Raw genomic sequence first — 22,911 nt, 5'->3', positions numbered from 1 at the left:
CTTCCGGCTACGGCCCCTGCTTGCGGCTACGACCCCTGCGCGCCCCCGGTCGCCAGGCGTGCCCCGATGTCCCGCAGGCCGGCCAGGTCGTGGACGTCGCCGGGCAGCGCGGGAACTTCGACCACCGCCACCTCGGGGTGGCGGGCGGTGAAGCGGTCCCGCGTGCGCTGCTCGCGGGCGAGCAGGTGCATGCGCTCGGCGTGCAGCCTCAGCAGGCCCGCGGTGAGCTGTTCCACGGAGCGCTCCGTGGTGTCGGGTTCGGGTGAAGTGCCGGACGGGTCAGGGGAGTTACGAAGTCCAGCTTTCCCGTCCCCCTGATCCACAATGCGGGGGTCCTCAAGATTTTCCGCGTCTTCCGCGTCTTCCGCGTCTGCGTCTTCCGCGGCGAGGACTACCGCGGCGGCCAGTGCCCGCTCGGCCGAGAGTCGCTCGGCGCCGCTGCCGTGGACGCGGTTGAGCACCAGCCCCACCAGGGGCATGTCCTCCGCGGCCAGCCGCTCCACGAAGTACGCGGCCTCGCGCAGCGCGTCCCGCTCCGGGGCCGCCACCACCAGGAACGCCGTGCCGGGCGCCTGAAGCAGCTTGTACGTGGCGTCCGCGCGCGTACGGAACCCGCCGAACGTGGTGTCCATCGCGGCCACGAACGTCTGGACGTCCTTCAGCAGCTGACCGCCGAGCAGCTTGCCCAGCGTGCCGGTCATCATCGACATGCCGACGTTGAGGAAGGCCATGCCCGCGCGGCCGCCGAGCTTGGCCGGAGCGGTCAGCAGGCGGATCAGCCGGCCGTCCAGGAACGAGCCGAGCCGCTTGGGCGCGTCCAGGAAGTCCAGCGCCGAGCGGGACGGCGGGGTGTCCACCACGATCAGGTCCCACTCGTCCCGGGCCCGCAGCTGGCCCAGCTTCTCCATCGCCATGTACTCCTGCGTGCCGGCGAAGCCCGCGGAGAGCGACTGGTAGAAGGGGTTGGCCAGGATCGCGGCCGCCCGCTCGGGGTCCGCGTGCGCCTCGACGACCTCGTCGAACGTGCGCTTCATGTCGAGCATCATGGCGTGCAGTTCGCCGTCGCTCTCGGTGCCCTTCACCCGGCGCGGCACGTTGTCGAGCGAGTCGATGCCCATCGACTGGGCGAGCCTGCGGGCCGGGTCGATGGTGAGGACGACCACCTTCCGGCCGCGCTCGGCCGCGCGCAGGCCCAGCGCCGCCGCCGTCGTCGTCTTGCCGACGCCGCCCGAGCCGCAGCACACGACGATCCGGGTCTCCAGATCGTCCAGCAGCGGATCGACGTCGAGCACGCGCGCGGGGGAGAGGGGGTGCCGCGTCTGCTCCCGGCCGTCGGCCTGCTCTTGCCCGTCGGCCTGCTCCTGGCCGTCCGCCTGCTCCCGGCCGTCCGCCGGCGCCCCGCCGTCGGCCCGGTTCTCGCTGCCGGTCCGGTTCTGGTCCTCGGGCTGCCCCTGTGCCGGCTGCCCCTGTGCCTCGGCCGGGTCCGGACTCATGACAACCCCTGCTTCCGCAACTCGGTGGCGAGCTCGAACAGCCCCGCCAGGTCGATGCCATCGACGAGCAGCGGCAGTTCGTGCAGCGGCAGGTCCAGCTCGCCGAGGACCGCACGCTGCTCCTGCTCCAGCGCGAACCGCGCGCCGTACTCCGCGGCCTGCTCCAGCAGCGGGTCCACCAGCCGCTCGGCGTGCCCGCCCCGCCGCGCCCCGCCCAGGCCGGCGGCGGACAGTGCCTGTGCCACCGAAGAACGAGTCGCGGTCCGTACGAGTTCCAGATCGGCCGCGTCCAACACGTCCGGCCGGACCATGTTGACCACGACACGGCCCACCGGAAGCCGCGCCGCGCGGAGCTCCGCGATGCCGTCGGCGGTCTCCTGGACGGGCATCTCCTCCAGCAGCGTCACCAGGTGGACCGCCGTCTCCTCGGACTTCAGCACCCGCATCACGGCCTGCGCCTGATTGTGTATCGGGCCGATCTTCGCGAGGCCCGCCACCTCGTCGTTGACGTTCAGGAAGCGGGTGATGCGGCCGGTCGGCGGGGCGTCCATCACCACGTAGTCGTACGCGAACCGGCCCGCGCGGTCCTTGCGGCGCACCGCCTCGCACGCCTTGCCGGTCAGCAGGACGTCCCGCAGGCCCGGCGCGACCGTGGTGGCGAAGTCGATCGCGCCGAGCTTCTTCAGGGCTCTGCCCGCGCCGCCGAGCTTGTAGAACATCTGGAGGTAGTCCAGAAGGGCCAGTTCGGGATCGATGGCGAGGGCGTACACCTCACCGCCCCCGGGAGCGACCGCGATCTTCCGCTCCTCATAGGGCAGCGCCTCGGTCTCGAATAGCTGTGCGATGCCCTGCCGGCCCTCTACCTCGACGAGAAGCGTCCGCTTCCCCTCGGTCGCGAGGGCCAGCGCGAGGGCGGCGGCGACCGTCGTCTTTCCGGTCCCGCCCTTGCCGCTGACGACCTGGAGCCTGCTCACGTCATCGAGCCTAACCAGTCCGGCCGACAGTCACGTGGCAGGCTGTGGACAAACAGGGGGCGGGGTCGGTCACATGCCCGGCCGACAGGGGTTCCGTCGCGTGGGCGGGGGCGGCGGAAGTCGGCCACGGGACGGCCACCGACAGCGGATACAGTCGGCCACATGAGCAAATGGGAATACGCGACGGTGCCGCTGCTCGTCCACGCCACGAAGCAGATTCTGGACACCTGGGGCGAGGACGGCTGGGAGCTCGTCCAGGTCGTGCCCGGGCCCAACAACCCCGAGCAGCTGGTCGCCTACCTGAAGCGGGAGAAGCAGGCATGAGCGCGGTCGAGGCCAAGCTGGCCGAACTGGGTCTGACCCTGCCCGAGGTCGTACCGCCGCTGGCCGCGTACCAGCCCGCCGTGCGCTCCGGGGTGTACGTCTACACCTCCGGGCAGCTGCCGATGGTCGAGGGCAAGCTGCCGGTCACCGGCAAGGTGGGCGCCGAGGTCACGCCGGAAGAGGCGAAGGACCTGGCCCGCACCTGCGCGCTGAACGCCCTGGCCGCCGTCAAGTCCGTCGCCGGTGACCTGGACCGCGTCGCGCGCGTGGTGAAGGTCGTCGGCTTCGTCGCCTCGGCGACCGACTTCAGCGGACAGTCCGGTGTCATCAACGGCGCCAGCGAACTCCTCGGCGAGGTCCTCGGCGACAAGGGCGTCCACGCGCGCAGCGCGGTCGGCGTGGCGGTGCTGCCGCTGGACTCCCCGGTGGAGGTCGAGATCCAGGTGGAACTGGCGCCGTAGTCGGGCGGACGGGGCGCCGGCGGGGGACGGCCGCCGACGCGCGGATCGTCGCTGGTGCCGGATCCCGCCGGCGGTTCGGCGGGGTGGGCCTGTCGGCGCGCGCTGCGCCCGCGCGGGTCGCGTTTTGTGTCGTACGACCCCGGCGCGGCGACCCGGTGCCGTACGACATGGTCGGGGTCGGCCGGGGGCTGGACCGGGGCCGGCCTGGGGCCGGCCTGGGGCGCTGCGGTCGAGCCGGGCCGGCGAGGCGCCGCAGGGCGGCCGTCGCCCCGTTGACCTCGGGCAGCTCTCGAACATTCGCCCTACACGGGATAGCCTCCGGCCATGGCGAATGGGCAGTGGTACCCACCCGAGTGGCCGGACCGTATCCGCGCGCTCGCGGACGGCACCCTCACTCCGGTGTCCCCGAGGCGCGCGGCCACCGTGCTGCTCCTGAAGGACACTGACGCCGGCCCGGTCGTCCACATGCTGCGCAGACGCGCCTCCATGGCCTTCGCGGGGGGCGCGTACGCGTACCCCGGCGGCGGGGTCGATCCGCGCGACGACGACCACACCGTCCGCTGGGCGGGTCCCACGCGCGCGTGGTGGGCCGAGCGGCTCGGTGTCGACGAGGCCGGCGCCCAGGCGATCGTCTGCGCGGCCGTCCGGGAGACGTACGAGGAGGCGGGCGTCCTGCTCGCCGGGCCGGACGCGGCCTCGGTCGTCGGCGACACCACCGGCGACGACTGGGAGGCCGACCGAGCCGCCCTGGTCGCGCGCGAGCTGTCCTTCGCGGAGTTCCTGGACCGCCGCGGGCTGGTGCTCCGCTCCGACCTGCTGGGCGCCTGGACCCGGTGGATCACCCCGGAGTTCGAGGCCCGCCGCTACGACACCTGGTTCTTCGTGGCCGCCCTCCCCGAGGGCCAGCGCACCCGCAACGCCTCCACGGAGGCCGACCGCACGGTGTGGATCCGGCCCGAGGAGGCCGCCGCCGGGTACGACAAGGGCGATCTGCTGATGATGCCGCCCACCATCGCCACCCTGCGCCAGCTCCTGCCCTACGCCACCGGCGCCGAGGCGCTGGCCGCCGCCCCCGCGCGCGACATGACGCCGGTGATCGCCGGCGCCCGCCTGGTGGACGGCGAGATCGTGCTGTCCTGGCCGGGCCACGGCGAGTTCACCAAGCACATCCCGACAGCTCCGGGCACCGCATCGCCCGCCGCGTCCCCGGCCACTCCGGGCACCCCCAGCACCGGTGGAGACCCCGCATGACCGCCGCCGCCGACCTGCCCGGGCAGCCGCGGGGCGGGGTCCTCTCCGGCCCCGCCACCGAACGCGCCGTCAACGTCCTCGCGCCCAACGCCTCCGCCATGACCCTGGACGGCACCAACACCTGGATCGTCTCCGAACCCGGTTCCGACCTGGCCGTGGTCATCGATCCCGGCCCGCTGGACGAGGGACACCTGAAGAACGTCGTCGACTCGGCCGAGCGCTCCGGCAAGCGGATCGCCCTCACCCTGCTCACCCACGGCCACCCCGACCACGCCGAGGGCGCCGCCCGCTTCGCCGAACTGACCGGTACACGCGTGCGTGCCCTCGACCCGGCGCTGCGCCTCGGCGACGAGGGCCTGGCGGCGGGGGACGTGATCCGGGTCGGCGGCCTGGAGCTGAGGGTCGTACCGACCCCTGGGCACACCGCGGACTCCCTGAGCTTCCACCTCCCGGCCGACCGCGCGGTGCTGACCGGCGACACGGTCCTCGGCCGCGGTACGACGCTCGTGGCGCACCCCGACGGCCGCCTGGGCGACTACCTGGACTCCCTGCGGCGGCTGCGCTCCCTGACCGTCGACGACGGCGTCCACACCGTGCTGCCGGGACACGGTCCGGTCCTGGAGGACGCCCAGGGCGCCATCGAGTTCTACCTCGCCCACCGCGCCCACCGCCTCGCCCAGGTGGAGACGGCCGTGGAGGACGGCCACCGCAGCCCTCAGGACGTCGTCGCCCACGTGTACGCCGACGTCGACCGCTCCCTGTGGCCGGCCGCGGAACTGTCGGTACGCGCACAGCTGGACTATCTGAGCGAGCACGGCCTGATCTAGTTCCTTGCGCCCCGAAGGGGCGCGGGGCACTGCGCGACCAGCCACGACGGAGCCGAGGCCGAGCGACGGCATCAGTACGGGTACTGCACCTCGGCGTAGCGTCTACGCGGGCCCGGGTGCCTTCACGCCGTGCACGCGCGCGTACTCCCGCGCCAGCCACGGCCCGAGGTCGTCGACGTAGGACCGCAGGACGTCCGGGTCGCCGACCGGCTCACGGCCGTACTCGGCGGCCGCGCGCATCCGGTCCGCCCGCTCCGGGTAGTACGCGCCGAACACCTCCGCCATCTCCCGCAGATCACTGGTCCAGCCCTGCCAGCGGGGCATGACGAGCGTGAAGCCGGTGCGCACCAAGTGCCGGGACATGAAGCGGACCAGTGGCCTGCGGGCCTCCTCGGTGCCGGCCGCACCCGCGATGCGGTCGCGCCAGCGGGGCAGCACGAGGGCGAGGTCGCCGTTGGTCTCGCGGGCCAGCGGGGAGTCGGGCCGGTAGCGGGGCAGGCGCTCGGCGAGGTCCTCCCCGAGGAGGGGCGTGCACAGGCAGGCCACGAACCATCCGAGGTCGTACGTCTCCCGCTCGCTCAGCAGCCGGTCGCGGCTCGCCAGCAGGACGCCGACCCCGTCGATCTGCGGGAACTGCGCGTCGAGGGCCGCACCGAGATCGCGTACGGCCTTCCGGTCGCCGGCACCGGGCTCCTCCCGGAGTGCGACCAGCAGGTCCAGATCACTGCGCCCCACGCGCGCGGTGCCGCGCGGGATCGAGCCGTAGAGGTACGCACTGTGCATCCGCGCCCCGAAGGCGCTCGGCAGGCGGTCGCGCGCGGCGTCGACGACCGGCCGGAAACCGTCCTGCACGCGTGCGAGGGAGCCTTCCCGCACGAACCACCCGTCGGCGTCGAGCCCGTGCGGCACGGGAAGGCCTGAGCCGGGTGACCGTGAGCCGGGCGTCCCGAGGGACCGGCCGGCCGGGTCCGGGCCCGGGCCCGGGGTCAGCGGGACCGCTTGGCCAGGCGCTCCACGTCCAGCAGGATGACCGCCCGCGCCTCCAGGCGCAGCCACCCCCGCTGGGCGAAGTCGGCCAGCGCCTTGTTGACCGTCTCGCGCGAGGCGCCGACCAGCTGGGCCAGCTCCTCCTGCGTGAGGTCGTGGACGACGTGGATGCCCTCCTCGGACTGCACGCCGAAGCGGCGGGACAGGTCCAGCAGGGCGCGGGCGACACGGCCCGGGACGTCGGAGAAGACCAGGTCGGACATGGCGTCGTTGGTCTTGCGCAGCCGGCGTGCGACGGCGCGCAGCAGGGCGCCGGCCACCTCGGGCCGCACGTTCAGCCAGGGCTGGAGGTCGCCGTGGCCGAGGGCGAGCAGCTTGACCTCGGTCAGCGCGGTCGCGGTCGCCGTGCGCGGGCCCGGGTCGAACAGGGAGAGCTCGCCGATCAGCTCGCTGGGGCCGACCACGGCGAGCATGTTCTCGCGGCCGTCGGGCGAGGTGCGGTGCAGCTTGACCTTGCCTTCGGTCACGACGTACAGCCGGTCACCGGGGTCGCCCTCGTGGAACAGCGAGTCGCCGCGCGCGAGGGTCACCTCGCTCATCGAGGCGCGAAGGTCCGCGGCCTGCTCGTCGTCAAGAGCCGCGAAGAGCGGGTTGCGCCGCAGAACGTCGTCCACGAGTTCTCTCCTTGTCGACCTGCTCAGGGGATCTTGCTCCCCCACGTGCCAGGGGACCGTGTTCCCCATTTTGCCGGACGGTCCAAACAGTGTGATCTGTCACAAGGATGCCGCACAGGTGTCCCAAGGTAAGCGGCAGGGGTCCAATCGGGGGCTGATCTTCCGGGTCCGGGGCGGATGTCGGTGCCGGGCTTTAGGCTGGCCGGGTGTCCAAATCGCCGGTGAGAGCACAGGCCAAGGGGGCTGGGCGGGTGGTTGTACGTCGTGATTCCGCTGTGGGCGAACAGGGCCCGGGCGGAAGTAGGAAAACCGTCAAAACGGATAAGAAGGCGCCCGTAAAGAAGATCGCCGTGAAGTCCCCGGCAGGCGAGTCCCGTACCGCCCTGGTCCGCAGGGCCCGCCGTGTCAACCGCGAGCTCGCCGAGGTGTATCCGTACGCCCACCCGGAGCTGGACTTCGACGACCCCTTCCAGCTCCTGGTCGCCACGGTGCTGTCCGCGCAGACGACCGACCTGCGCGTCAACCAGACCACCCCGGCGCTGTTCGCCAAGTACCCCACCCCCGAGGAGTTGGCCGCGGCCAACCCCGAGGAGGTCGAGGAGATCCTGCGCCCCTGCGGCTTCTTCCGGGCCAAGACCAGGTCGGTCATAGGGCTGTCCAAGGCGCTCACCGAGGACTTCGGCGGCGAGGTGCCGGGCCGTCTTGAGGACCTGGTCAAGCTGCCCGGCGTCGGCCGCAAGACGGCCTTCGTCGTCCTCGGCAACGCGTTCGGGCGGCCCGGGATCACCGTGGACACGCACTTCCAGCGGCTGGTGCGGCGCTGGCAGTGGACCGAGGAGACCGACCCCGACAAGATCGAGGCGGCCGTCGGCGCGCTGTTCCCCAAGAGCGACTGGACGGACCTGTCCCACCACGTGATCTGGCACGGCCGCCGGATCTGCCACGCCCGCAAACCGGCCTGCGGCGCCTGCCCCATCGCTCCGCTGTGCCCGGCGTACGGCGAGGGCGAGACCGACCCGGACAAGGCGGCGAAGCTCCTGAAGTACGAGAAGGGCGGCTTCCCGGGGCAGCGGCTGAAGCCCCCGCAGGCCTACCTGGACGCGGGCGGCAGGCCGGCGCCGCCGCTGGGGTCCGCATGACGGGTCAAGCGGGGCCCGGTTCCGCTCTGCCGGGTGAATCCGGCCCGGACGCGGAACGATCTCGGCACCCCCGGGCGTTGGACACGGCAGGACGGGGGTGGGCATGAGGCACACGAGCAAGACGCAGGACGGTCCCGTGACGCTGAGCAAGGAGGGCCTGCCGGGCTGGCTGGACCCGGTGGTGCACGCCGCGGAGACGGTCGAGCCGCTCCAGCTCAGCAGCTTCCTCCCCCCGGCCAACGGCTCGGGCCGGCAGTCGGCCGTACTGGTGCTGTTCGGCGAAGGCGGCGCGGGCCGTGGCGGTCGGAGTGCAGGCGAAAGCGACGCGAGCCCGGTAGGCGACGGGCGTGCGGCGGGTGAGGCGGGCGGAGGCCCCGGCGGCGATGGACGTGCGCACGGCGGCACGGACCCGGTCGGCCGAGGACGCGGGGAAGAAGCCGGTGGAGTCGCCGGCACCGGCGGGCACACACGTGTCGGCGGCATACGGGCGCCCGAGGGCGGCGCACGCCCGGCTGGCGGCCGACGCCCGGAGGAGCGCAGCCGCGGGCCCGAGCTGCTGCTCATGGAGCGGGCCGGGTCGTTGCGGTCCCATGCCGGGCAGCCCTCCTTCCCCGGTGGTGCCCTCGACCCCGAGGACGGCGATCCGCAGGCCGACGGCCCGCTGCGGGCCGCGCTGCGCGAGGCCGAGGAGGAGACCGGGCTCGACCCCGCCGGCGTACAGCTGTTCGGTGTGCTGCCCCGGCTGTACATCCCGGTCAGCGGATTCGTCGTCACACCCGTGCTCGGCTGGTGGCGCGAGCCCATCCCGGTCGGCGTCGTCGACCCGAACGAGACGGCGCGGGTCTTCACCGTCCCCGTGGCGGATCTCACGGACCCCGCCAACCGCGCCACAGCCATCCACCCGAGCGGCTACCGAGGTCCGGCATTCCTGGTCGAATCGACGCTCGTCTGGGGCTTCACCGCCGGCGTCATCGACCGCCTGCTGCACTTCGCGGGCTGGGAGCGGCCCTGGGACAGGGGGAAGCTGGTCCCGCTCGACCGGCGGTCATGACAGGGTGTCTGCCGTGCTGTGGCCGCCCGGGCCGACGAAACCTCCCGGCCCGCGGCCGACCGGAGTGACCGCGAAGCGATGAGGCGAGGCCCGAAACAGTGAACGCGCTGGACATCCTGTTGCTGGTCGCGGCCGTGTGGTTCGCAGTCGTCGGCTACCGCCAGGGCTTCGTCGTCGGCATCCTCTCGGTGATCGGGTTCCTCGGCGGCGGACTCGTCGCCGTGTACACGCTGCCCGTCATCTGGGACGCCGTGACCGACAACGCGCAGGTCGGTACCACCGCCGCCGTGGTCGCCGTGATCATCGTCATCGTCTGCGCGTCCATCGGGCAGGCCCTGACCACCCACCTCGGCAACAAGCTGCGCCGCTACATCACCTGGACCCCGGCCCGCGCCCTCGACGCCACCGGCGGCGCCCTCGTCAACGTCGTCGCCATGCTGCTGGTCGCCTGGCTGATCGGTTCCGCCCTCGCCGGGACGACCCTGCCCACGCTCGGCAAGGAGGTCCGCGGCTCCAAGGTGCTCCTCGGCGTCTCCCGCGCGCTGCCCGCCCAGGCCGACACCTGGTTCGCCGACTTCTCGTCCGTGCTCGCGCAGAACGGCTTCCCGCAGGTCTTCAGCCCGTTCTCCGACGAGCCCATCACCGACGTCCGCCCGCCCGACCCGGCGCTCGCCGCGAGCCCGGTGGCCGCCCGCGCCCAGCGGTCCATCGTCAAGGTCACCGGCACCGCCCAGAGCTGCGGCAAGGTCCTCGAAGGCACCGGCTTCGTCTTCGCCGACCGCAGGGTCATGACCAACGCGCACGTCGTCGGGGGCGTCGACGCGCCCACCGTGCAGATCGGCGGGGTCGGCCGCAGATACGACGCGAAGGTCGTCCTGTACGACTGGAAGCGCGACATCGCCGTCCTCGACGTTCCGGACCTGAGAGCGACCGCCCTGCGGTTCTCCGGCCAGGACGCGGCCAGCGGCGACGGCGCCATCGTCGCCGGTTTCCCGGAGAACGGGTCGTACGACGTCCGCGCCGCACGCGTGCGCGGGCGCATCACCGCCAACGGCCCCGACATCTACCACCGCGGAACCGTCCGCCGAGACGTCTACTCCCTCTACACGACCGTGCGTCAGGGCAACTCCGGCGGACCGCTGCTGACCCCCGAAGGGCGCGTCTACGGCGTGGTGTTCGCCAAGTCCCTCGACGACGCCGACACCGGTTACGCCCTGACGGCGGACGAGATCCGACCCGACATCACCCGCGGCCGTACGGCGAACGAGCAGGTGGGCACCGACAGCTGCGCCCTGTGAGCGGGCGGTGGTGCGGGGCTCGTACGTCGCCTCGCGCGGGTGGTCCGGCGCGGACGGCGGTTCAGCCGCGCGGGTGACGCAGGCGCATGGAGACCCAGCGTGCCCGGCGGCGCAGGATGCGCGGAATCCCCACGCGGAGGTCCGCTTCCGCCAGTTGCGGCGTGCCGCGCTGAGGGGTGCTCAGCCCGGCGGCCGAGCGACGGTTGCGGGGTGCGTCACTGTAGTCGTGCGTCCAGCCCATACCCCGACGTCTGCCCCCGCCCCAAGGTCGATAACCGCTTCCGCGCCCCCCAATTGGCCTATGCGGCAGGCATGTGGCCGTTCGAGGGACAGGTGTTCCAGCGGACGCCTACGGCAGGCTCCGGCACCGTCACTATGGGTGGCGCGGGGCGGCTCGCCGACCGGTCTCAGCGGTCGGGTTCGGGGTCCTTCAGCCAGTTGATCAGCTCGCCGGAGAAGGCCGTCGGGTCCTCCTCGTGCGGGAAGTGCCCCAGTCCGTCGAACAGCCGCCACCGGTACGGCGCTTCGACGTACTCGCCCGAACCCGCCGCGCTGCGCGTCCGCGTCACCGGGTCCAGCGAGCCGTGCAGATGCAGGGTGGGCACCCGGACGGGCCGCTTCATCCGGCGGTTGAACTGGATGCCGTCCGGCCGCGCGAGCGAGCGCACCAGCCAGCGGTACGGCTCGATCGCACAGTGCGCGGTGGACGGGATGCACATCGCCCGCCGGTACGCCTCCACCGCCGCGTCCTCCGGCGGGCGCGGCCCGGACCAGTCCCGGATCAGCCGGCCCACCAGCGTGCCGTCGTCGGCGGTGAGCTGCCGCTCGGGGATCCAGGGCCGCTGGAAGCCCCAGATGTAGGAGTTGGCGGCGGTCTGCCGGGCGTCCCGGAGCATCGCCGCGCGCCAGCGCCGCGGGTGCGGCATCGAGGCCACGGCGAGCCGCCGTACCAGCTTGGGGCGCATCGCGGCCGCCGTCCACGCCAGATAGCCGCCCAGGTCGTGCCCGACGAGCGCGGCGTCCGGCTCGCCGAGGGAGCGGATCACGCCGGTGACGTCCAGGGCGAGGTTGGCCGGGTCGTAGCCGCGCGGGGTGCGGTCGCTGCCGCCGACGCCTCGCAGGTCCATGGCGACCGCCCGGAACCCGGCGTCGGCGAGCGCGACCAGCTGGTGCCGCCACGTCCACCAGAACTGCGGGAAGCCGTGCAGGAGCAGCACCAGCGGGCCGTCGCCGAGTTCGGCGATGTGGAAGCGGGCACCGTTGGCCGCGACGTCCCGGTGGCTCACTTTTCGTCCGCCGGGAACGTCGATCCGTACGGCCGCGGGCGCGGCGGGCTCGGTCATGAGGACGAGCGTGCCACAGCCTCGATCGCCGCGGGCGTGCGGTCCTCGGGCAGCTCGGGGCGCGGGTGCGGCTTGGCGTTCTGCAGGACGCCCGCGGTCTCCTTCATCGACGCGGCGACCTTCTGCGGGCCCTTGCTCTTCTTGGCCTTCTTCGCGAACACCATGCCGATCAGGCCGAGCCCGCCGGCGACCAGCACGTTCGCCGCGAAGGACAAAAGGAAGCAGACCGCCAGGTTCCAGTGGCTCCAGGTTCGGATGCCGTACGCCAGCGCGAAGTTGAGCATCGGCAGGGAGAACACCAGTACGGCGCCGGCCACCGAGAACGCGCCGCCGCTCACCGCGCCGCGCTTGACGTCCTGCTTCAGCTGGGCCTTGGCCAGGGCGATCTCGTCGTGCACCAGCGCCGACATTTCGGTCGTCGCCGAGGCGAACAGCTGGCCGATGCTGCGTTCGGCGCCGACCGGGCTGCCGTCGGGTGCGCTCATCGCGGTCTCCCTCTGAGGTCTTTCAAGCCGTGTCTACGGGGCTGTCGGGGCTCTTGATTTTGTACCGTCCCGTCAGATCATGCCGGACGGCCGCCCTCCTCGCCTGCCCCGCCCGGTACTTCGGCAAGCTTGTGGCGCGCCTCTTCCGCCCGCTCGGCGGCGATCCGGCGGTGCTCGGCGGCCTTGCGCTCGTGAATTTCGGCCATGCGCAGGTGGTACGCCGGGTCGTCCTGCTCGTACACGTCCGGGATGCCGTCGAGGTCCTCGTCGCGGTCCTCCTCCTCGCACATCCGGCGGTACTTGGCGTTGCGGACCTTCAGCAGCGCCGTCGCGCACACCGCCGCGATCAGCGACCCGCTGAGGACGGCGGCCTTCACCTCGTCCGTCAGTACGGCGTCGCCGGCGAAGGCCAGTTCGCCGATGAGCAGGGAGACGGTGAACCCGATCCCGGCGAGGGACGCCACCGCGAACACGTCGGCCCAGGCGAGCCCCTCGCCGAGCGAGGCGCGGGTGAAGCGCACGGTCAGCCAGGTGCCGCCGAAGATGCCGAGCGTCTTGCCGACGACCAGCCCCAGGACGACCCCCAGCGTCTCCGGCTTGGTGAACACGTCGCCGAGCGCCCCGCCGGACACCGACACACCCGCGCTGAACAGGGCGAACAGCGGCACCGCTAGTCCGGCGGACAGGGGGCGCACCAGGTGCTCGATGCGCTCGCCGGGGGAGTGCTGTTCACCCTCGCGGGTGGTGCAGCGGAGCATCAGGCCCATCGCCACGCCGGCGATGGTGGCGTGCACGCCGCTGTTGTACATCAGCGCCCAGATGACCAGGGCCAGCGGCACGTACACGTACCAGCCGCGTACTCCCTTGCGCAGCAGCAGCCAGAACACCACCAGGCCGGCCGCCGCCCCGCCGAGTGCGGCGAAGTCGATCCGATCGGTGAAGAAGATCGCGATGATGAGGATCGCGAACAGATCGTCGACGACGGCGAGGGTGAGCAGAAAGGCCCGCAGGGCGCTGGGCAGCGAGGTGCCGATGACCGCGAGGACGGCGAGCGCGAAGGCGATGTCGGTGGCGGTGGGCACCGCCCAGCCCTGCAGCGATCCGTGGCCGGCGAGGCCGGTGACGGTGTAGACGAGCGCGGGGACGGCCATCCCGCACAGCGCGGCCACCACGGGCAGCGCGGCGGCCTTGGGATCGCGCAGGTCACCGGCGACGAGTTCCCGCTTGAGTTCGATGCCGGCGACGAAGAAGAAGACCGCGAGGAGTCCGTCGGCCGCCCAGTGCGCGACGGACAGGTGCAGGCCGAGGGCGCCGGGTCCGAAGTGGAAGTCGCTGACCGTCTCGTAGCCGTGGTGCAGAGCCGGGATGTTCGCCCAGACGAGGGCGGCGACGGCGGCGACCAGGAGGAGGACACCGCCGACGGTCTCGGTGCGCAGCGCGTCCGCGACGAAGGTCCGCTCGGGCAGGGACAGACGGCCGAGGGCCTTGCGGGGGGACAGGCGGGGCGCGGTCACGGGAGACCTCCGGTGGGTGGGCAGGACGGCTCACATGCCGACCAGACTTCCCGGCGCACCCATACTGCTGTTCTCGACGCTTTGTTTAGTTTACCTAATGTGCTGGGGGGCCGGTACCGGGGATCCTCACGATAGGCACCGCGGGCGGACGACGCAGAAGGGCACCCGCGCCTCGCTCGGCCGGGTGCCCCTCGTGCTTCCGCTCAGTCCTCGCTCGACGCGGCCGGGAGCTTGGCCTGGATGAGATCCATGACCGTGGAGTCGGTCAGCGTGGTGACGTCGCCGAGCTGGCGGTTCTCGGCCACGTCGCGCAGCAGCCGGCGCATGATCTTCCCGGAGCGGGTCTTGGGCAGCTCGGCCACCGGGAGGATCCGCTTCGGCTTGGCGATCGGCCCGAGCGTGGCACCGACGTGGTCGCGCAGCGCACCGATCAGCGAGTCGTCCTCGGAGGCCGTGCCGCGCAGGATGACGAAGGCGACGATCGCCTGGCCGGTGGTCTCGTCGTTGGCCCCGACGACGGCCGCCTCGGCGACCGAGGGGTGCGAGACGAGCGCCGACTCCACCTCGGTGGTGGAGATGTTGTGCCCGGACACGAGCATCACGTCGTCGACCCGGCCGAGCAGCCAGATGTCGCCGTCGTCGTCCTTCTTCGCGCCGTCACCCGCGAAGTACCTGCCCTCGAACCGCGACCAGTAGGTGTCGAGGAACCGCTGGTCGTCGCCCCAGATGGTGCGCAGCATCGACGGCCACGGCTCGGTCAGCACCAGGTAACCACCGCCGCCGTTGGGCACCTCGTTCGCCTCGTCGTCGACGACGGTCGCGCTGATGCCGGGCAGCGGACGCTGCGCCGAGCCGGGCTTGGCGTCCGTGACACCGGGCAGCGGCGAGATCATCATGGCGCCGGTCTCGGTCTGCCACCAGGTGTCCACGACCGGCGTCCTGTCGGCGCCGATGTGCTTGCGGTACCAGATCCACGCCTCGGGGTTGATCGGCTCGCCCACCGACCCCAGCACCCGCAGCGAGGACAGGTCGAACTTCGCGGGGATGTCGTCGCCCCACTTCATGAACGTCCGGATCGCCGTCGGGGCGGTGTAGAGGATCGTGACCTTGTACTTCTGGATGATCTCCCAGAAGCGGCCCTGGTGCGGGGTGTCCGGCGTGCCCTCGTACATGACCTGCGTCGCGCCGTTGGCCAGCGGGCCGTAGACGATGTACGAGTGCCCGGTGACCCAGCCGACGTCGGCCGTGCACCAGTAGACGTCCGTCTCCGGCTTGAGATCGAACACCGCCCAGTGGGTGTACGCGCACTGGGTCAGATAGCCGCCCGAGGTGTGCAGGATGCCCTTCGGCTTCCCCGTCGTACCGGAGGTGTAGAGGATGAACAGCGGGTGCTCCGCGTCGAACGCCTCCGGCGTGTGCTCGGCGGACTGGCGCCCCACCAACTCGTGCCACCACTGGTCGTGCTCGCCGTTCCAGGCCACCTCCTGGCCGGTCCGGCGCACCACCAGCACATGCTCGACGTTGCCGGCCTTGGCGACCGCCTCGTCGACGGCCGGCTTCAGCGCGGAGGGCTTGCCACGCCGGTAGCCGCCGTCGGCGGTGATGACCACCTTGGCGTCCGCGTCCTGGATGCGGGTCGCGAGCGCGTCCGAGGAGAAGCCGCCGAAGACGACCGAGTGCGCGGCGCCGATCCGGGCCGACGCCAGCATCGCGATCGCGGTCTCGGGGATCATCGGCATGTAGATGGCGACCCGGTCGCCCTTGCGGACACCCAGCTCCAGCAGGGCGTTGGCCGCCTTGGAGACCTCGTCCTTCAGCTCGGCGTAGGTGATCGCGCGGCTGTCGCCCGGCTCACCCTCGAAGTGGATCGCCACGCGGTCGCCGTGCCCGGCCTCGACGTGCCGGTCCACGCAGTTGTACGCCACGTTCAGCGCGCCGTCCTTGAACCACTTGGCGAACGGCGGGTTGGACCAGTCCAGCGTCTCGGTCGGCTCCTTGGCCCAGGTCAGCCGGCGGGCCTGCTCGGCCCAGAAGCCGAGCCTGTCAGCCTTGGCCTGTTCGTACGCCTCCGCGGTGACGTTGGCGTGCGCGGCCAGGTCGGCGGGGGGCGCGAACCTGCGTTCTTCCTTCAGCAGGTTGGCCAGGCTCTCGTTGCTCACGACATCTCCCTTTCCAAGGGTGTCCGTTGTGTCCCAGGCCACAGCTCATCAGACCGGGGGGCCCGATGACAAGGGCCGACGGCAAAATTGGTTTAGACCTGTAGGGTGAACCGGAGCGGCGCCTGCTCAGCCGGGGGAGACGCCCTGGCCGGCGGGGCCCAGCGGTCGGTGCCGCCCGGTCAGCTCGGCGGTACCACCCCGCACGGTGTGGGTGCTCCGCCAGTCGTGCAGTGACTCGTACGCCGCGTGGTCCATGAACGAGCCGCGCAACTCCACGACGGCGTGGGCTCCTTGGGGCACGAGATGCAGGGCCTGGCTGAGCCGGGGCACCGCGAGGAACGTCAGCTGGCCTCGGACCTGGACGTGATGGACTCCTTCTCTCTCTTCGTGCGTGATGCGGGTGCGGGCGAGGCGGTGCAGGGCGAGCGCGACCGCAGTGGCCACCCCGACGGCCACGCCCTGGAGGACGCCGAGGAAGACCACGCCGACTGTGGTGGCGGCGTACACCGGCACCTCGCGGTGGCGGGTCACCGTACGGATGTGGAGCAGGGACACCATCCGGATGCCGACGGCCATCACCAGGGCGGCGAGGGAGGCAAGCGGGATCCGCTCCAGGAGAGGGACCATCAGCAGTGCGGCGGCTACTACCAGAACGCCGTGCAGCATCGTGGAGTTCCGGCTCACCGCACCGGATTTCACGTTCGCCGTACTGCGCACGGCCACCCCTGCGACCGGCAGCCCACCCAGCGCGCCGGAGACGATGTTGGCGGCGCCCTGGCCCAGCAGCTCCCGGTCCAGGTCGGCCCGGCCGGCCCGGCCGCCGCGGGCCGGGGGACCGGGCCGGCCGGCGACCAGCTTGTCCACGGCCACCGCTCCGAGCAGCGACTGCACGCTGCACACCAGCGTCGTGGTCAGGACGGCGGCGGCGATCCCGAACGCCGGACCGTCGGGCAGTCCCGCCAAGGCATGGCTGCTCCAGGACGGCAGGTCGACCCGGGGCAGCCCCAGCCCGGTGAGCCCGGCGACGGCGGTGGCACCGGCCACGGCGACGAGGGCGGCCGGGATCCTGCCCAGCACGTGTCTCGCGCGGCCGGGAACGCGGGGCCAGGCCGACAGCAGGGCCAGGGTCAGCGCGCCCATCGCCACTGCGGCCGGGTGCGGGTCGGCCAACTGCGCCGGCAGCGCCCGGAGGTTGGCGAGGACGGAGCTGTCCGGGGTGCCGCCGAGCACGATGTGCAGTTGGGCCACGGCGATGGTGATGCCGATGCCCGCGAGCATGCCGTGCACGACGGCCGGACTGACGGCGAGTGCGCCGCGCGCCACCCGCAGGCAGCCGAGGCCCAGTTGCGCGAGCCCGGCGAGGACGGTGATCCCGCAGGTGGCACGCCATCCGTAGCGGTGGATGAGGTCGGCGGTGACCACGGTGAGACCGGCGGCGGGTCCGCTGACCTGGAGGGGGCAGCCGCCGAGCCGTCCCGCGACGATCCCGCCGACGGCGGCGGCGACCAGGCCGGCCCTCAGCGGCGCGCCGGTGGCGAGGGCGATGCCGAGGGACAGGGGCAGGGCGATCAGGAACACCGCGAGCGAGGCGGACAGATCGGCGCCTTCGGCGAGCCGGCGGCGACGCCGGGCCTCGGGCGGCCCGTGCGGCGGATGAGGGTGCGGGGTGCGGCACGGTGCGGGGGTCGGCATGGATCGCCTCCTTCAGATCCTCGATGGACGCGCGTCACGGCGTACGGGCACGAGCAGGCTGGAAATAGTTCAACGATCGGTAAATGAATCGTAACGCAAAGTAAAAATCACGCATAGGTTTTCTGGGCGAACGGCGCATTTCTTCCCTCGAGTGGGTGAACCGGGCAGTTGATCGGCTTGTCGTACTAATTCCTTCTCGACCCCGTGCGACCTTGACCGCGCTGTCGGCAAACCCGGCACACCGCCAGAAAACGCCCTCGTCGGCGTAGGTCTGAGAGAAGGAAGAAGGTGGGCGGAACATGGCCGCCACTCAGAGGATCGCCATTGGTGCCATGGTCGCCGCGGCCTGTGCCGCGTCTCTCGCCGGTTGCGCGACCGGCTCCAGTGGTTCGAAGGAAGGGGCGCACGGCCCGCAGCAGGCGGTGCAGGCACCCAAGCACGTGTTCCGTCTGATCGGTGACGGATCGACCGCGTACACCGGCCTGCAGCCGCACCTGGCGAAGCCCGAACGGCTGAAGCCGGGCCAGAAACCGCCCCAGTTCGTGGTGTTCTCCTGGGACGGGGCGGGCGAGGACAGCCAGAAGCTGTTCTCCCACTTCCGCGAGGTCGCCAAGGAGAACAACGTGCACATGACGTTCTTCCTCAGCGGCGTCTACATGCTGCCGAAGGACAAGCGCGACCTCTATCACCCGCCGAAGCACTCGCCGGGCAGCTCGGAAATCGGCTTCAACGACCTGCAGGGCATCTCCGACACGGCCAAGCAGGCCCGGTTGGCCTGGCTGGCCGGCAACGAGATCGGCACCCACTTCAACGGCCACTTCTGCGGCCCCGACGGTGGCGTCGGCACCTGGTCGGTGAAGGAGTGGAAGAGTGAGATCAACCAGGCCAAGCAGTTCGTGAAGACCTGGAAGACCAACTCGGGCCTGAAGAACGCGGCTCCGCTGCCCTTCGACTACGACAAGGAGCTGATCGGCGGCCGCACCCCCTGCCTGGAGGGGCAGAAGAACTTCATGAAGGCGGCGAGCCAGATGGGCTTCCGCTACGACTCCAGCGGGGTCGACGATCAGGAGTGGCCCAAGAAGAAGGACGGCCTCTGGGACCTGTCCATGCAGCTGGTCCCGTTCCCCGGCCACACCTACGAACAGCTGACCATGGACTACAACTTCATGGTCAACCAGTCCGGCAACAGGACCCAGGGCGACCCCGACAAGTTCGACTACTGGGGCGACCAGATGCGCGACGGCCTGCTCAAGGGCTTCTACCGGGCCTACGACGGCAACCGCGCGCCCCTCATCATGGGCAACCACTTCGAGTCCTGGAACGGCGGCACCTACATGCGCGCCGTGGAGGACGTGGTGAAGAGCGTCTGCGGCAAGCCGGACGTCCGCTGTGTCTCCTTCCACGAGCTGTCCGACTGGCTGGACGCACAGGACCCCAAGACCCTGAAGAAGCTGCGCACCCTGAACGTGGGCGAGGCCCCCAGGCAGGGCTGGGCGTCCTTCCTCTCCGGCAAGCCGGCACCGGCGCCCAAGGGTGTGCCCGGGGCGCCGGCCGAGAAGAAGTAGCCGCCTGGCGGCCGCCGGACAGCCGGTCCGGCGGCCGCCGTCAGGCGGGAGCGGCAGCGGGGGACCGGACGTCCTCGCCGAGCACGAACGCCGGGTCGACCTGGGCCGCCAGGTCGGCCCCCGTGCGCTCATTGCCCCAGGACTCCGCGTTCTTCAGGTGGAAGTGCACCATCTGCCGGGTGTAGCGCTCCCAGTCCCGCATCCCGTACGTGCCGTCGGCGGCGGCCCGAAGCGCTTGCAGGGCGCGGGAGTTGTCCTCCTCCAGGAGGTCGAACCGGGGCGGCCGGCCCTTCTCCATGGCCCGCACCCAGTCCGAGTGCCCGACCGTCACGAGCAGGTCGTCCCCCACCTCCGCACGGAGATAGTCGATGTCGTCCTGCCCCTGGACCTTGTTGCCGACGACCTTCAGGGCGACGCCGAAGTCGCGGGCGTACTCCTTGTACTGGCGGTAGACGGAGACCCCCTTCCGGGTCGGCTCGGCGACGAGGAACGTCATGTCGAAGCGGGTGAACATGCCGGAGGCGAAGGAGTCCGAACCCGCTGTCATGTCGACCACGACGTATTCGTCGGGGCCGTCGACGAGGTGGTTCAGGTACAGCTCCACCGCTCCCGTCTTGGAGTGGTAGCAGGCGACCCCCAGGTCGGCGTCCGTGAAGGGGCCCGTGACCATCAAACGGACGGCGCCGCCGTCGAGTTCCACCGGGCGCGCGCAGGCGTCGTACACCGGGTTGGGCTCCCGCACCCGGACCAGTCGCGAGCCCTCGCCCGGCGGTGTCGTCTTGATCATCGTGGCGGTGGAGGCGATCCGCGGGTTGCTGCCGCGGAGGTAGTCCTTGATCACCGCCAGTCGCTCGCCCATCGCGGGCAGGGCCGCCGCCTCCGCCTCGTCGAGGCCGAGCGCGGGGCCCAGGTGCTGGTTGATGTCGGCGTCGATGGCGACGACAGGCGCGCTCGCCGCCACGAGGTGACGGACGAAGAGGGAGGAGAGCGTGGTCTTGCCGCTGCCGCCCTTTCCGACGAAAGCAATTTTCATGTTCACGAAGAGTAGTCGGTCGATAGCTGTATGTGGCAGGTGGAAGTGAAGAAGACCACTCCTTCGTGGGGTGCGACCCGGACATGCGTAGGGTCGTACTCATGAGTACGACAGGCGCGTCCGCCGATCCGCTCGCGGCCCTGGGTTCGCTGCCCGGCGTGGCCGAGTCCGTGGAGTCCGTGCGCAAGTCCGTGGACCGGGTCTACGGGCACCGGATCATGCGGCGCCGCAGCAACGAGATCACCTCCGAGGCGGCGCTGCGCGCGTCCCGCGGCTCGGCGGCGCTGTCCGGTGCCGACTGGGCCCTGGAGGAGGTGCGACGGCGCACCGACTTCGGCGCCGGCGCCGAGGCGCGGGTGATGGGCGCCGCCCTCCGGCTGACCGCCGAGGCGGGCCAGCTGCTGTCGATCTGGCGGCAGTCACCGCTGCGGGTGCTGGCCAGGCTGCACCTGGTGGCGGCGGCGACCGACGGGGACGACGTGGGCCGGCCGCGGCAGGCGGGCGAGGAGGCCGACGAACCGCTGGTCGAGCTGGCGCTGCCGGACGCGCGGGAGGTGACCGGCAGGCTGGAGGGCCTGGCGGACCTGATCATCGCGGGGACCTCCGCGCCCGCACTGGTGACGGCCGCCGTGGTGCACGGGGAGCTGCTCGCTCTGCGCCCCTTCGTCTCGTACAACGGCCTTGTCGCGCGCGCGGCGGAGCGGATCGTCCTGGTCGGCAGCGGCCTCGATCCGAAGGCGGTCTGCCCGGCCGAGGTGGGCTACGCCGAACTGGGCCGCGCCTCCTATCTGGCGGCTCTGGACGGATACGTCTCGGGCACCCCGGAGGGCATGGCGGCGTGGATCGAGCACTGCGGCAAGGCGGTCGAGCTGGGTGTGCGCGAGTCGACGGCGGTGTGCGAGGCGCTGCAGCGCGGAGCGGCATGAAGGCGGCCCGGAACGGGTTGCGGCGGTACGAGTTCTCGTACCGCCGCTGGTATGAGCACCGGGTTACCAAGCGTCCTCGATGTATTGCCCATCAGGTCGGGGTCTTTGCCCGTCACCTGGTGCGGCTGGCCCGTAATCGACGGGTCGACGTCGCGTGGGTGCCTGGTGTTCATACGGGGTCCGTGGGGCCAACTGCGTAGTGGTAGGGGATCCTCTCGGATGTCCTCTGGTCTCGCGGGCCGTTAAAACCTTTGTACTGCACGTCGGGCACCAAGCGGAACCCCTGCTCGCACTTCTTTACTTGTAGGTTCAAACAGGTGCGAACCGGGCACCGGCCCGACGCCGTTTCGATGTCGGTCCGCTCGACGGGAAGGCGTCAGGAGACCGTGGCGCGGCGCCGGCTCGCGTACCAGACGAGGCCCGCGGTGGCGGCCGCCGCTCCTACGGCCGCCGCGGCCACGAGGACCGGGCGGGGCGCCACGGAGAACGTGGACAGCCGCTGCTTCAGCCGGACCGGCCGGCGGAACTCCAGAATCGGCCACCCGCGCGCGGAGGCCTCGCGGCGCAGCGCGCGGTCGGGGTTCACGGCGTGCGGGTGGCCGACGGCCTGGAGCATCGGCAGGTCGGTCGCGGAGTCGCTGTAGGCGTGGCAGCGGTCGAGGTCGTACCCCTCGGAGGCGGCCAGTTCCCTGATCGCCTCCGCCTTGGTCGGGCCGTAGGCGTAGTACTCGACCTCGCCGGTGAAGCAGCCGTCCTCGCCGACGACCATGCGGGTGGCCACCACCCGGTCGGCGCCGAGCAGTTCACCGATCGGCTCGACCACCTCGGCGCCCGACGTGGACACGATCACCACGTCGCGCCCGGCCGCGTGGTGTTCCTCGATGAGGGAGGCCGCCTCGTCGTAGATGATCGGGTCGATCAGGTCGTGCAGGGTCTCGGCGACGATGTCCCGCACCTGCTGGACGTTCCAGCCCCGGCACAGGTCGGACAGGTACTCGCGGGTGCGCTCCATCTGGTCGTGGTCCATGCCGCCGACCAAGAAGACGAACTGGGCATATGCGGTACGCAGTGCCGCCCTGCGGTTGATCAGTCCGCCCTGGTAGAAGGACTTGCTGAAGGTGAGCGTGCTCGACTTCGCAATGACCGTCTTGTCCAGGTCGAAGAAGGCTGCCGCGCGAGGCAAGGAGTGGTTTTCCACGCCTCTGAGCATAGGCGCCCACCATTCGGCGTAAGGTGGGGCGCGTGGGTTTGCCTGAGAGGGCTCTCGGGTACACCATGGAAGTCACGGATCGTTCGCGACCGTGCTAACCCGGTCCGGCTCCTCCCCCCCCGAGTCGGCCGTGGGGACGACCCCCGCTCTCCCCCCCGGCGGGGGTCGTCGCATGTCCGGGTGGGTTTTCCAGCATTCCGCGTGGCCGCATGGCCGGAGGCGGTCCCTCCGCGTGCGGCGTTCTGTCATGCCCATGTTTGATTACTGATGGTAATCCACGGGCTGCTCTCCGGAAGTCGTACGACGAACCGCGCAGAGGTCACCGGTATGGGTGAAGACGATTTCCACAAGGGACGACTTGTCCACAGTTTTCGACCAAGATCCACAAGATTTCCGGGATCGCTGCACCGTGATTCCAGCGCACTCCGGCGACGGCGAGTTCATGGCCGGTTCCGAATGCCGGAGCGCGTATGGCCGGTTTCCGCCGGCCGCTCATATGGAGGCC

The 22,911-nt window shown here is 71.4% G+C and carries 20 protein-coding genes and 1 pseudogene; 9 read left to right on the top strand and 12 right to left on the bottom strand.

Annotated features, from left to right (window positions below; genetic code table 11):
• Window positions 1-26 precede the first annotated feature (26 nt).
• Window positions 27-1,493 carry an ArsA-related P-loop ATPase gene (locus ABZ854_RS04440; protein WP_361204043.1) on the bottom strand — a complete coding sequence of 489 codons (1,467 nt, stop codon included), beginning with the start codon at window positions 1,491-1,493 and terminating at the stop codon, window positions 27-29.
• Window positions 1,490-2,467 (bottom strand): ArsA-related P-loop ATPase, encoded by a 978-nt coding sequence (locus ABZ854_RS04435; RefSeq protein WP_361204040.1) that lies wholly within the window; start codon window positions 2,465-2,467, stop codon window positions 1,490-1,492. Before ABZ854_RS04435 ends, ABZ854_RS04440 begins: the two co-directional genes overlap by 4 nt.
• Window positions 2,468-2,629: 162 nt before the next feature.
• Between ABZ854_RS04435 and ABZ854_RS04430 the strand changes: the two genes are divergently transcribed.
• From ABZ854_RS04430 to ABZ854_RS04415, 4 genes are all read left to right on the top strand, one after another.
• A complete protein-coding gene (locus ABZ854_RS04430; protein WP_129307744.1) occupies window positions 2,630-2,791 on the top strand; it encodes a DUF4177 domain-containing protein in 162 nt (53 codons plus the stop codon).
• Window positions 2,788-3,252, top strand: coding sequence for a RidA family protein (locus ABZ854_RS04425; protein ID WP_361204036.1), 465 nt, complete (start codon window positions 2,788-2,790; stop codon window positions 3,250-3,252). The genes ABZ854_RS04430 and ABZ854_RS04425 overlap by 4 nt, the downstream gene beginning before the upstream one ends.
• Before the next feature lie 324 nt (window positions 3,253-3,576).
• Complete coding sequence (locus ABZ854_RS04420; RefSeq protein ID WP_361204033.1) at window positions 3,577-4,503, top strand: NUDIX hydrolase; 927 nt, start codon at window positions 3,577-3,579, stop codon at window positions 4,501-4,503.
• The gene (locus tag ABZ854_RS04415; RefSeq protein WP_361204030.1) at window positions 4,500-5,330 is read left to right on the top strand and encodes an MBL fold metallo-hydrolase; all 831 of its coding nucleotides are present in this window, start codon (window positions 4,500-4,502) and stop codon (window positions 5,328-5,330) included. Before ABZ854_RS04420 ends, ABZ854_RS04415 begins: the two co-directional genes overlap by 4 nt.
• Window positions 5,331-5,432: 102 nt before the next feature.
• Here ABZ854_RS04415 and ABZ854_RS04410 read toward each other — a convergent pair whose 3' ends face one another.
• Together ABZ854_RS04410 and ABZ854_RS04405 are read right to left on the bottom strand one after the other, a co-directional pair.
• Window positions 5,433-6,239, bottom strand: coding sequence for a nucleotidyltransferase domain-containing protein (locus tag ABZ854_RS04410; protein WP_361204027.1), 807 nt, complete (start codon window positions 6,237-6,239; stop codon window positions 5,433-5,435).
• A 77-nt stretch (window positions 6,240-6,316) separates the two neighbouring features.
• On the bottom strand, window positions 6,317-6,991 hold the full coding sequence (locus ABZ854_RS04405; RefSeq protein WP_361204024.1) for a Crp/Fnr family transcriptional regulator: 675 nt from the start codon (window positions 6,989-6,991) through the stop codon (window positions 6,317-6,319).
• Window positions 6,992-7,335: 344 nt separating this feature from the next.
• Here ABZ854_RS04405 and nth point away from each other — a divergent pair, with 344 nt between their 5' ends.
• The 3 genes from nth to ABZ854_RS04390 all read left to right on the top strand — a co-directional run bounded on the left by nth (window position 7,336) and on the right by ABZ854_RS04390 (window position 10,479).
• The gene (nth, locus tag ABZ854_RS04400; RefSeq protein ID WP_361204338.1) at window positions 7,336-8,130 is read left to right on the top strand and encodes an endonuclease III; all 795 of its coding nucleotides are present in this window, start codon (window positions 7,336-7,338) and stop codon (window positions 8,128-8,130) included.
• Between the two features lie 265 nt (window positions 8,131-8,395).
• On the top strand, window positions 8,396-9,181 hold the full coding sequence (locus ABZ854_RS04395) for a CoA pyrophosphatase (protein ID WP_361204335.1): 786 nt from the start codon (window positions 8,396-8,398) through the stop codon (window positions 9,179-9,181).
• Window positions 9,182-9,279: 98 nt separating this feature from the next.
• Window positions 9,280-10,479 (top strand): MarP family serine protease, encoded by a 1,200-nt coding sequence (locus tag ABZ854_RS04390; RefSeq protein WP_361204021.1) that lies wholly within the window; start codon window positions 9,280-9,282, stop codon window positions 10,477-10,479.
• A 61-nt stretch (window positions 10,480-10,540) separates the two neighbouring features.
• Here ABZ854_RS04390 and ABZ854_RS04385 read toward each other — a convergent pair whose 3' ends face one another.
• The 6 genes and pseudogenes from ABZ854_RS04385 to ABZ854_RS04360 form a co-directional block, all read right to left on the bottom strand.
• Complete coding sequence (locus ABZ854_RS04385) at window positions 10,541-10,720, bottom strand: hypothetical protein (protein WP_129307738.1); 180 nt, start codon at window positions 10,718-10,720, stop codon at window positions 10,541-10,543.
• A 166-nt stretch (window positions 10,721-10,886) separates the two neighbouring features.
• Window positions 10,887-11,822, bottom strand: a complete 936-nt coding sequence (locus ABZ854_RS04380; RefSeq protein WP_361204017.1) for an alpha/beta hydrolase — start codon at window positions 11,820-11,822, stop codon at window positions 10,887-10,889.
• Window positions 11,819-12,307, bottom strand: coding sequence for a phage holin family protein (locus tag ABZ854_RS04375; RefSeq protein ID WP_361204014.1), 489 nt, complete (start codon window positions 12,305-12,307; stop codon window positions 11,819-11,821). The genes ABZ854_RS04380 and ABZ854_RS04375 overlap by 4 nt, the downstream gene beginning before the upstream one ends.
• A gap of 77 nt (window positions 12,308-12,384) precedes the next feature.
• Entirely contained in the window at window positions 12,385-13,821 is a 1,437-nt protein-coding gene (nhaA, locus tag ABZ854_RS04370; RefSeq protein WP_361204011.1) for a Na+/H+ antiporter NhaA, read from the bottom strand.
• A 203-nt stretch (window positions 13,822-14,024) separates the two neighbouring features.
• Window positions 14,025-15,980, bottom strand: a complete 1,956-nt coding sequence (gene acs, locus ABZ854_RS04365; RefSeq protein WP_361204008.1) for an acetate--CoA ligase — start codon at window positions 15,978-15,980, stop codon at window positions 14,025-14,027.
• A 171-nt stretch (window positions 15,981-16,151) separates the two neighbouring features.
• Window positions 16,152-17,672: pseudogene (locus ABZ854_RS04360) on the bottom strand (SulP family inorganic anion transporter); the annotation flags it as partial.
• Between the two features lie 299 nt (window positions 17,673-17,971).
• On the opposite strand from ABZ854_RS04360, the gene ABZ854_RS04355 reads away from it, so the two are divergent.
• The gene (locus ABZ854_RS04355; RefSeq protein ID WP_361204001.1) at window positions 17,972-19,237 is read left to right on the top strand and encodes a hypothetical protein; all 1,266 of its coding nucleotides are present in this window, start codon (window positions 17,972-17,974) and stop codon (window positions 19,235-19,237) included.
• A gap of 40 nt (window positions 19,238-19,277) precedes the next feature.
• Here the strand turns inward: ABZ854_RS04355 and ABZ854_RS04350 are convergent, their stop codons facing one another.
• The gene (locus ABZ854_RS04350) at window positions 19,278-20,270 is read right to left on the bottom strand and encodes an ATP-binding protein (RefSeq protein ID WP_361203998.1); all 993 of its coding nucleotides are present in this window, start codon (window positions 20,268-20,270) and stop codon (window positions 19,278-19,280) included.
• Between the two features lie 101 nt (window positions 20,271-20,371).
• Here ABZ854_RS04350 and ABZ854_RS04345 point away from each other — a divergent pair, with 101 nt between their 5' ends.
• Window positions 20,372-21,196 (top strand): oxidoreductase, encoded by an 825-nt coding sequence (locus ABZ854_RS04345; RefSeq protein ID WP_361203995.1) that lies wholly within the window; start codon window positions 20,372-20,374, stop codon window positions 21,194-21,196.
• 376 nt (window positions 21,197-21,572) lie between these two features.
• On the opposite strand, the gene ABZ854_RS04340 is transcribed toward ABZ854_RS04345, so the two are convergent.
• Entirely contained in the window at window positions 21,573-22,406 is an 834-nt protein-coding gene (locus tag ABZ854_RS04340; RefSeq protein ID WP_361203992.1) for an HAD-IB family hydrolase, read from the bottom strand.
• Between the last annotated feature and the right edge of the window lie 505 nt (window positions 22,407-22,911).

Origin of the sequence: Streptomyces sp. NPDC047028 (genome assembly GCF_040644095.1) — a bacterium.
GTDB lineage: Bacteria > Actinomycetota > Actinomycetes > Streptomycetales > Streptomycetaceae > Streptomyces.
This window is presented reverse-complemented; position numbering and strand designations above follow the sequence as displayed.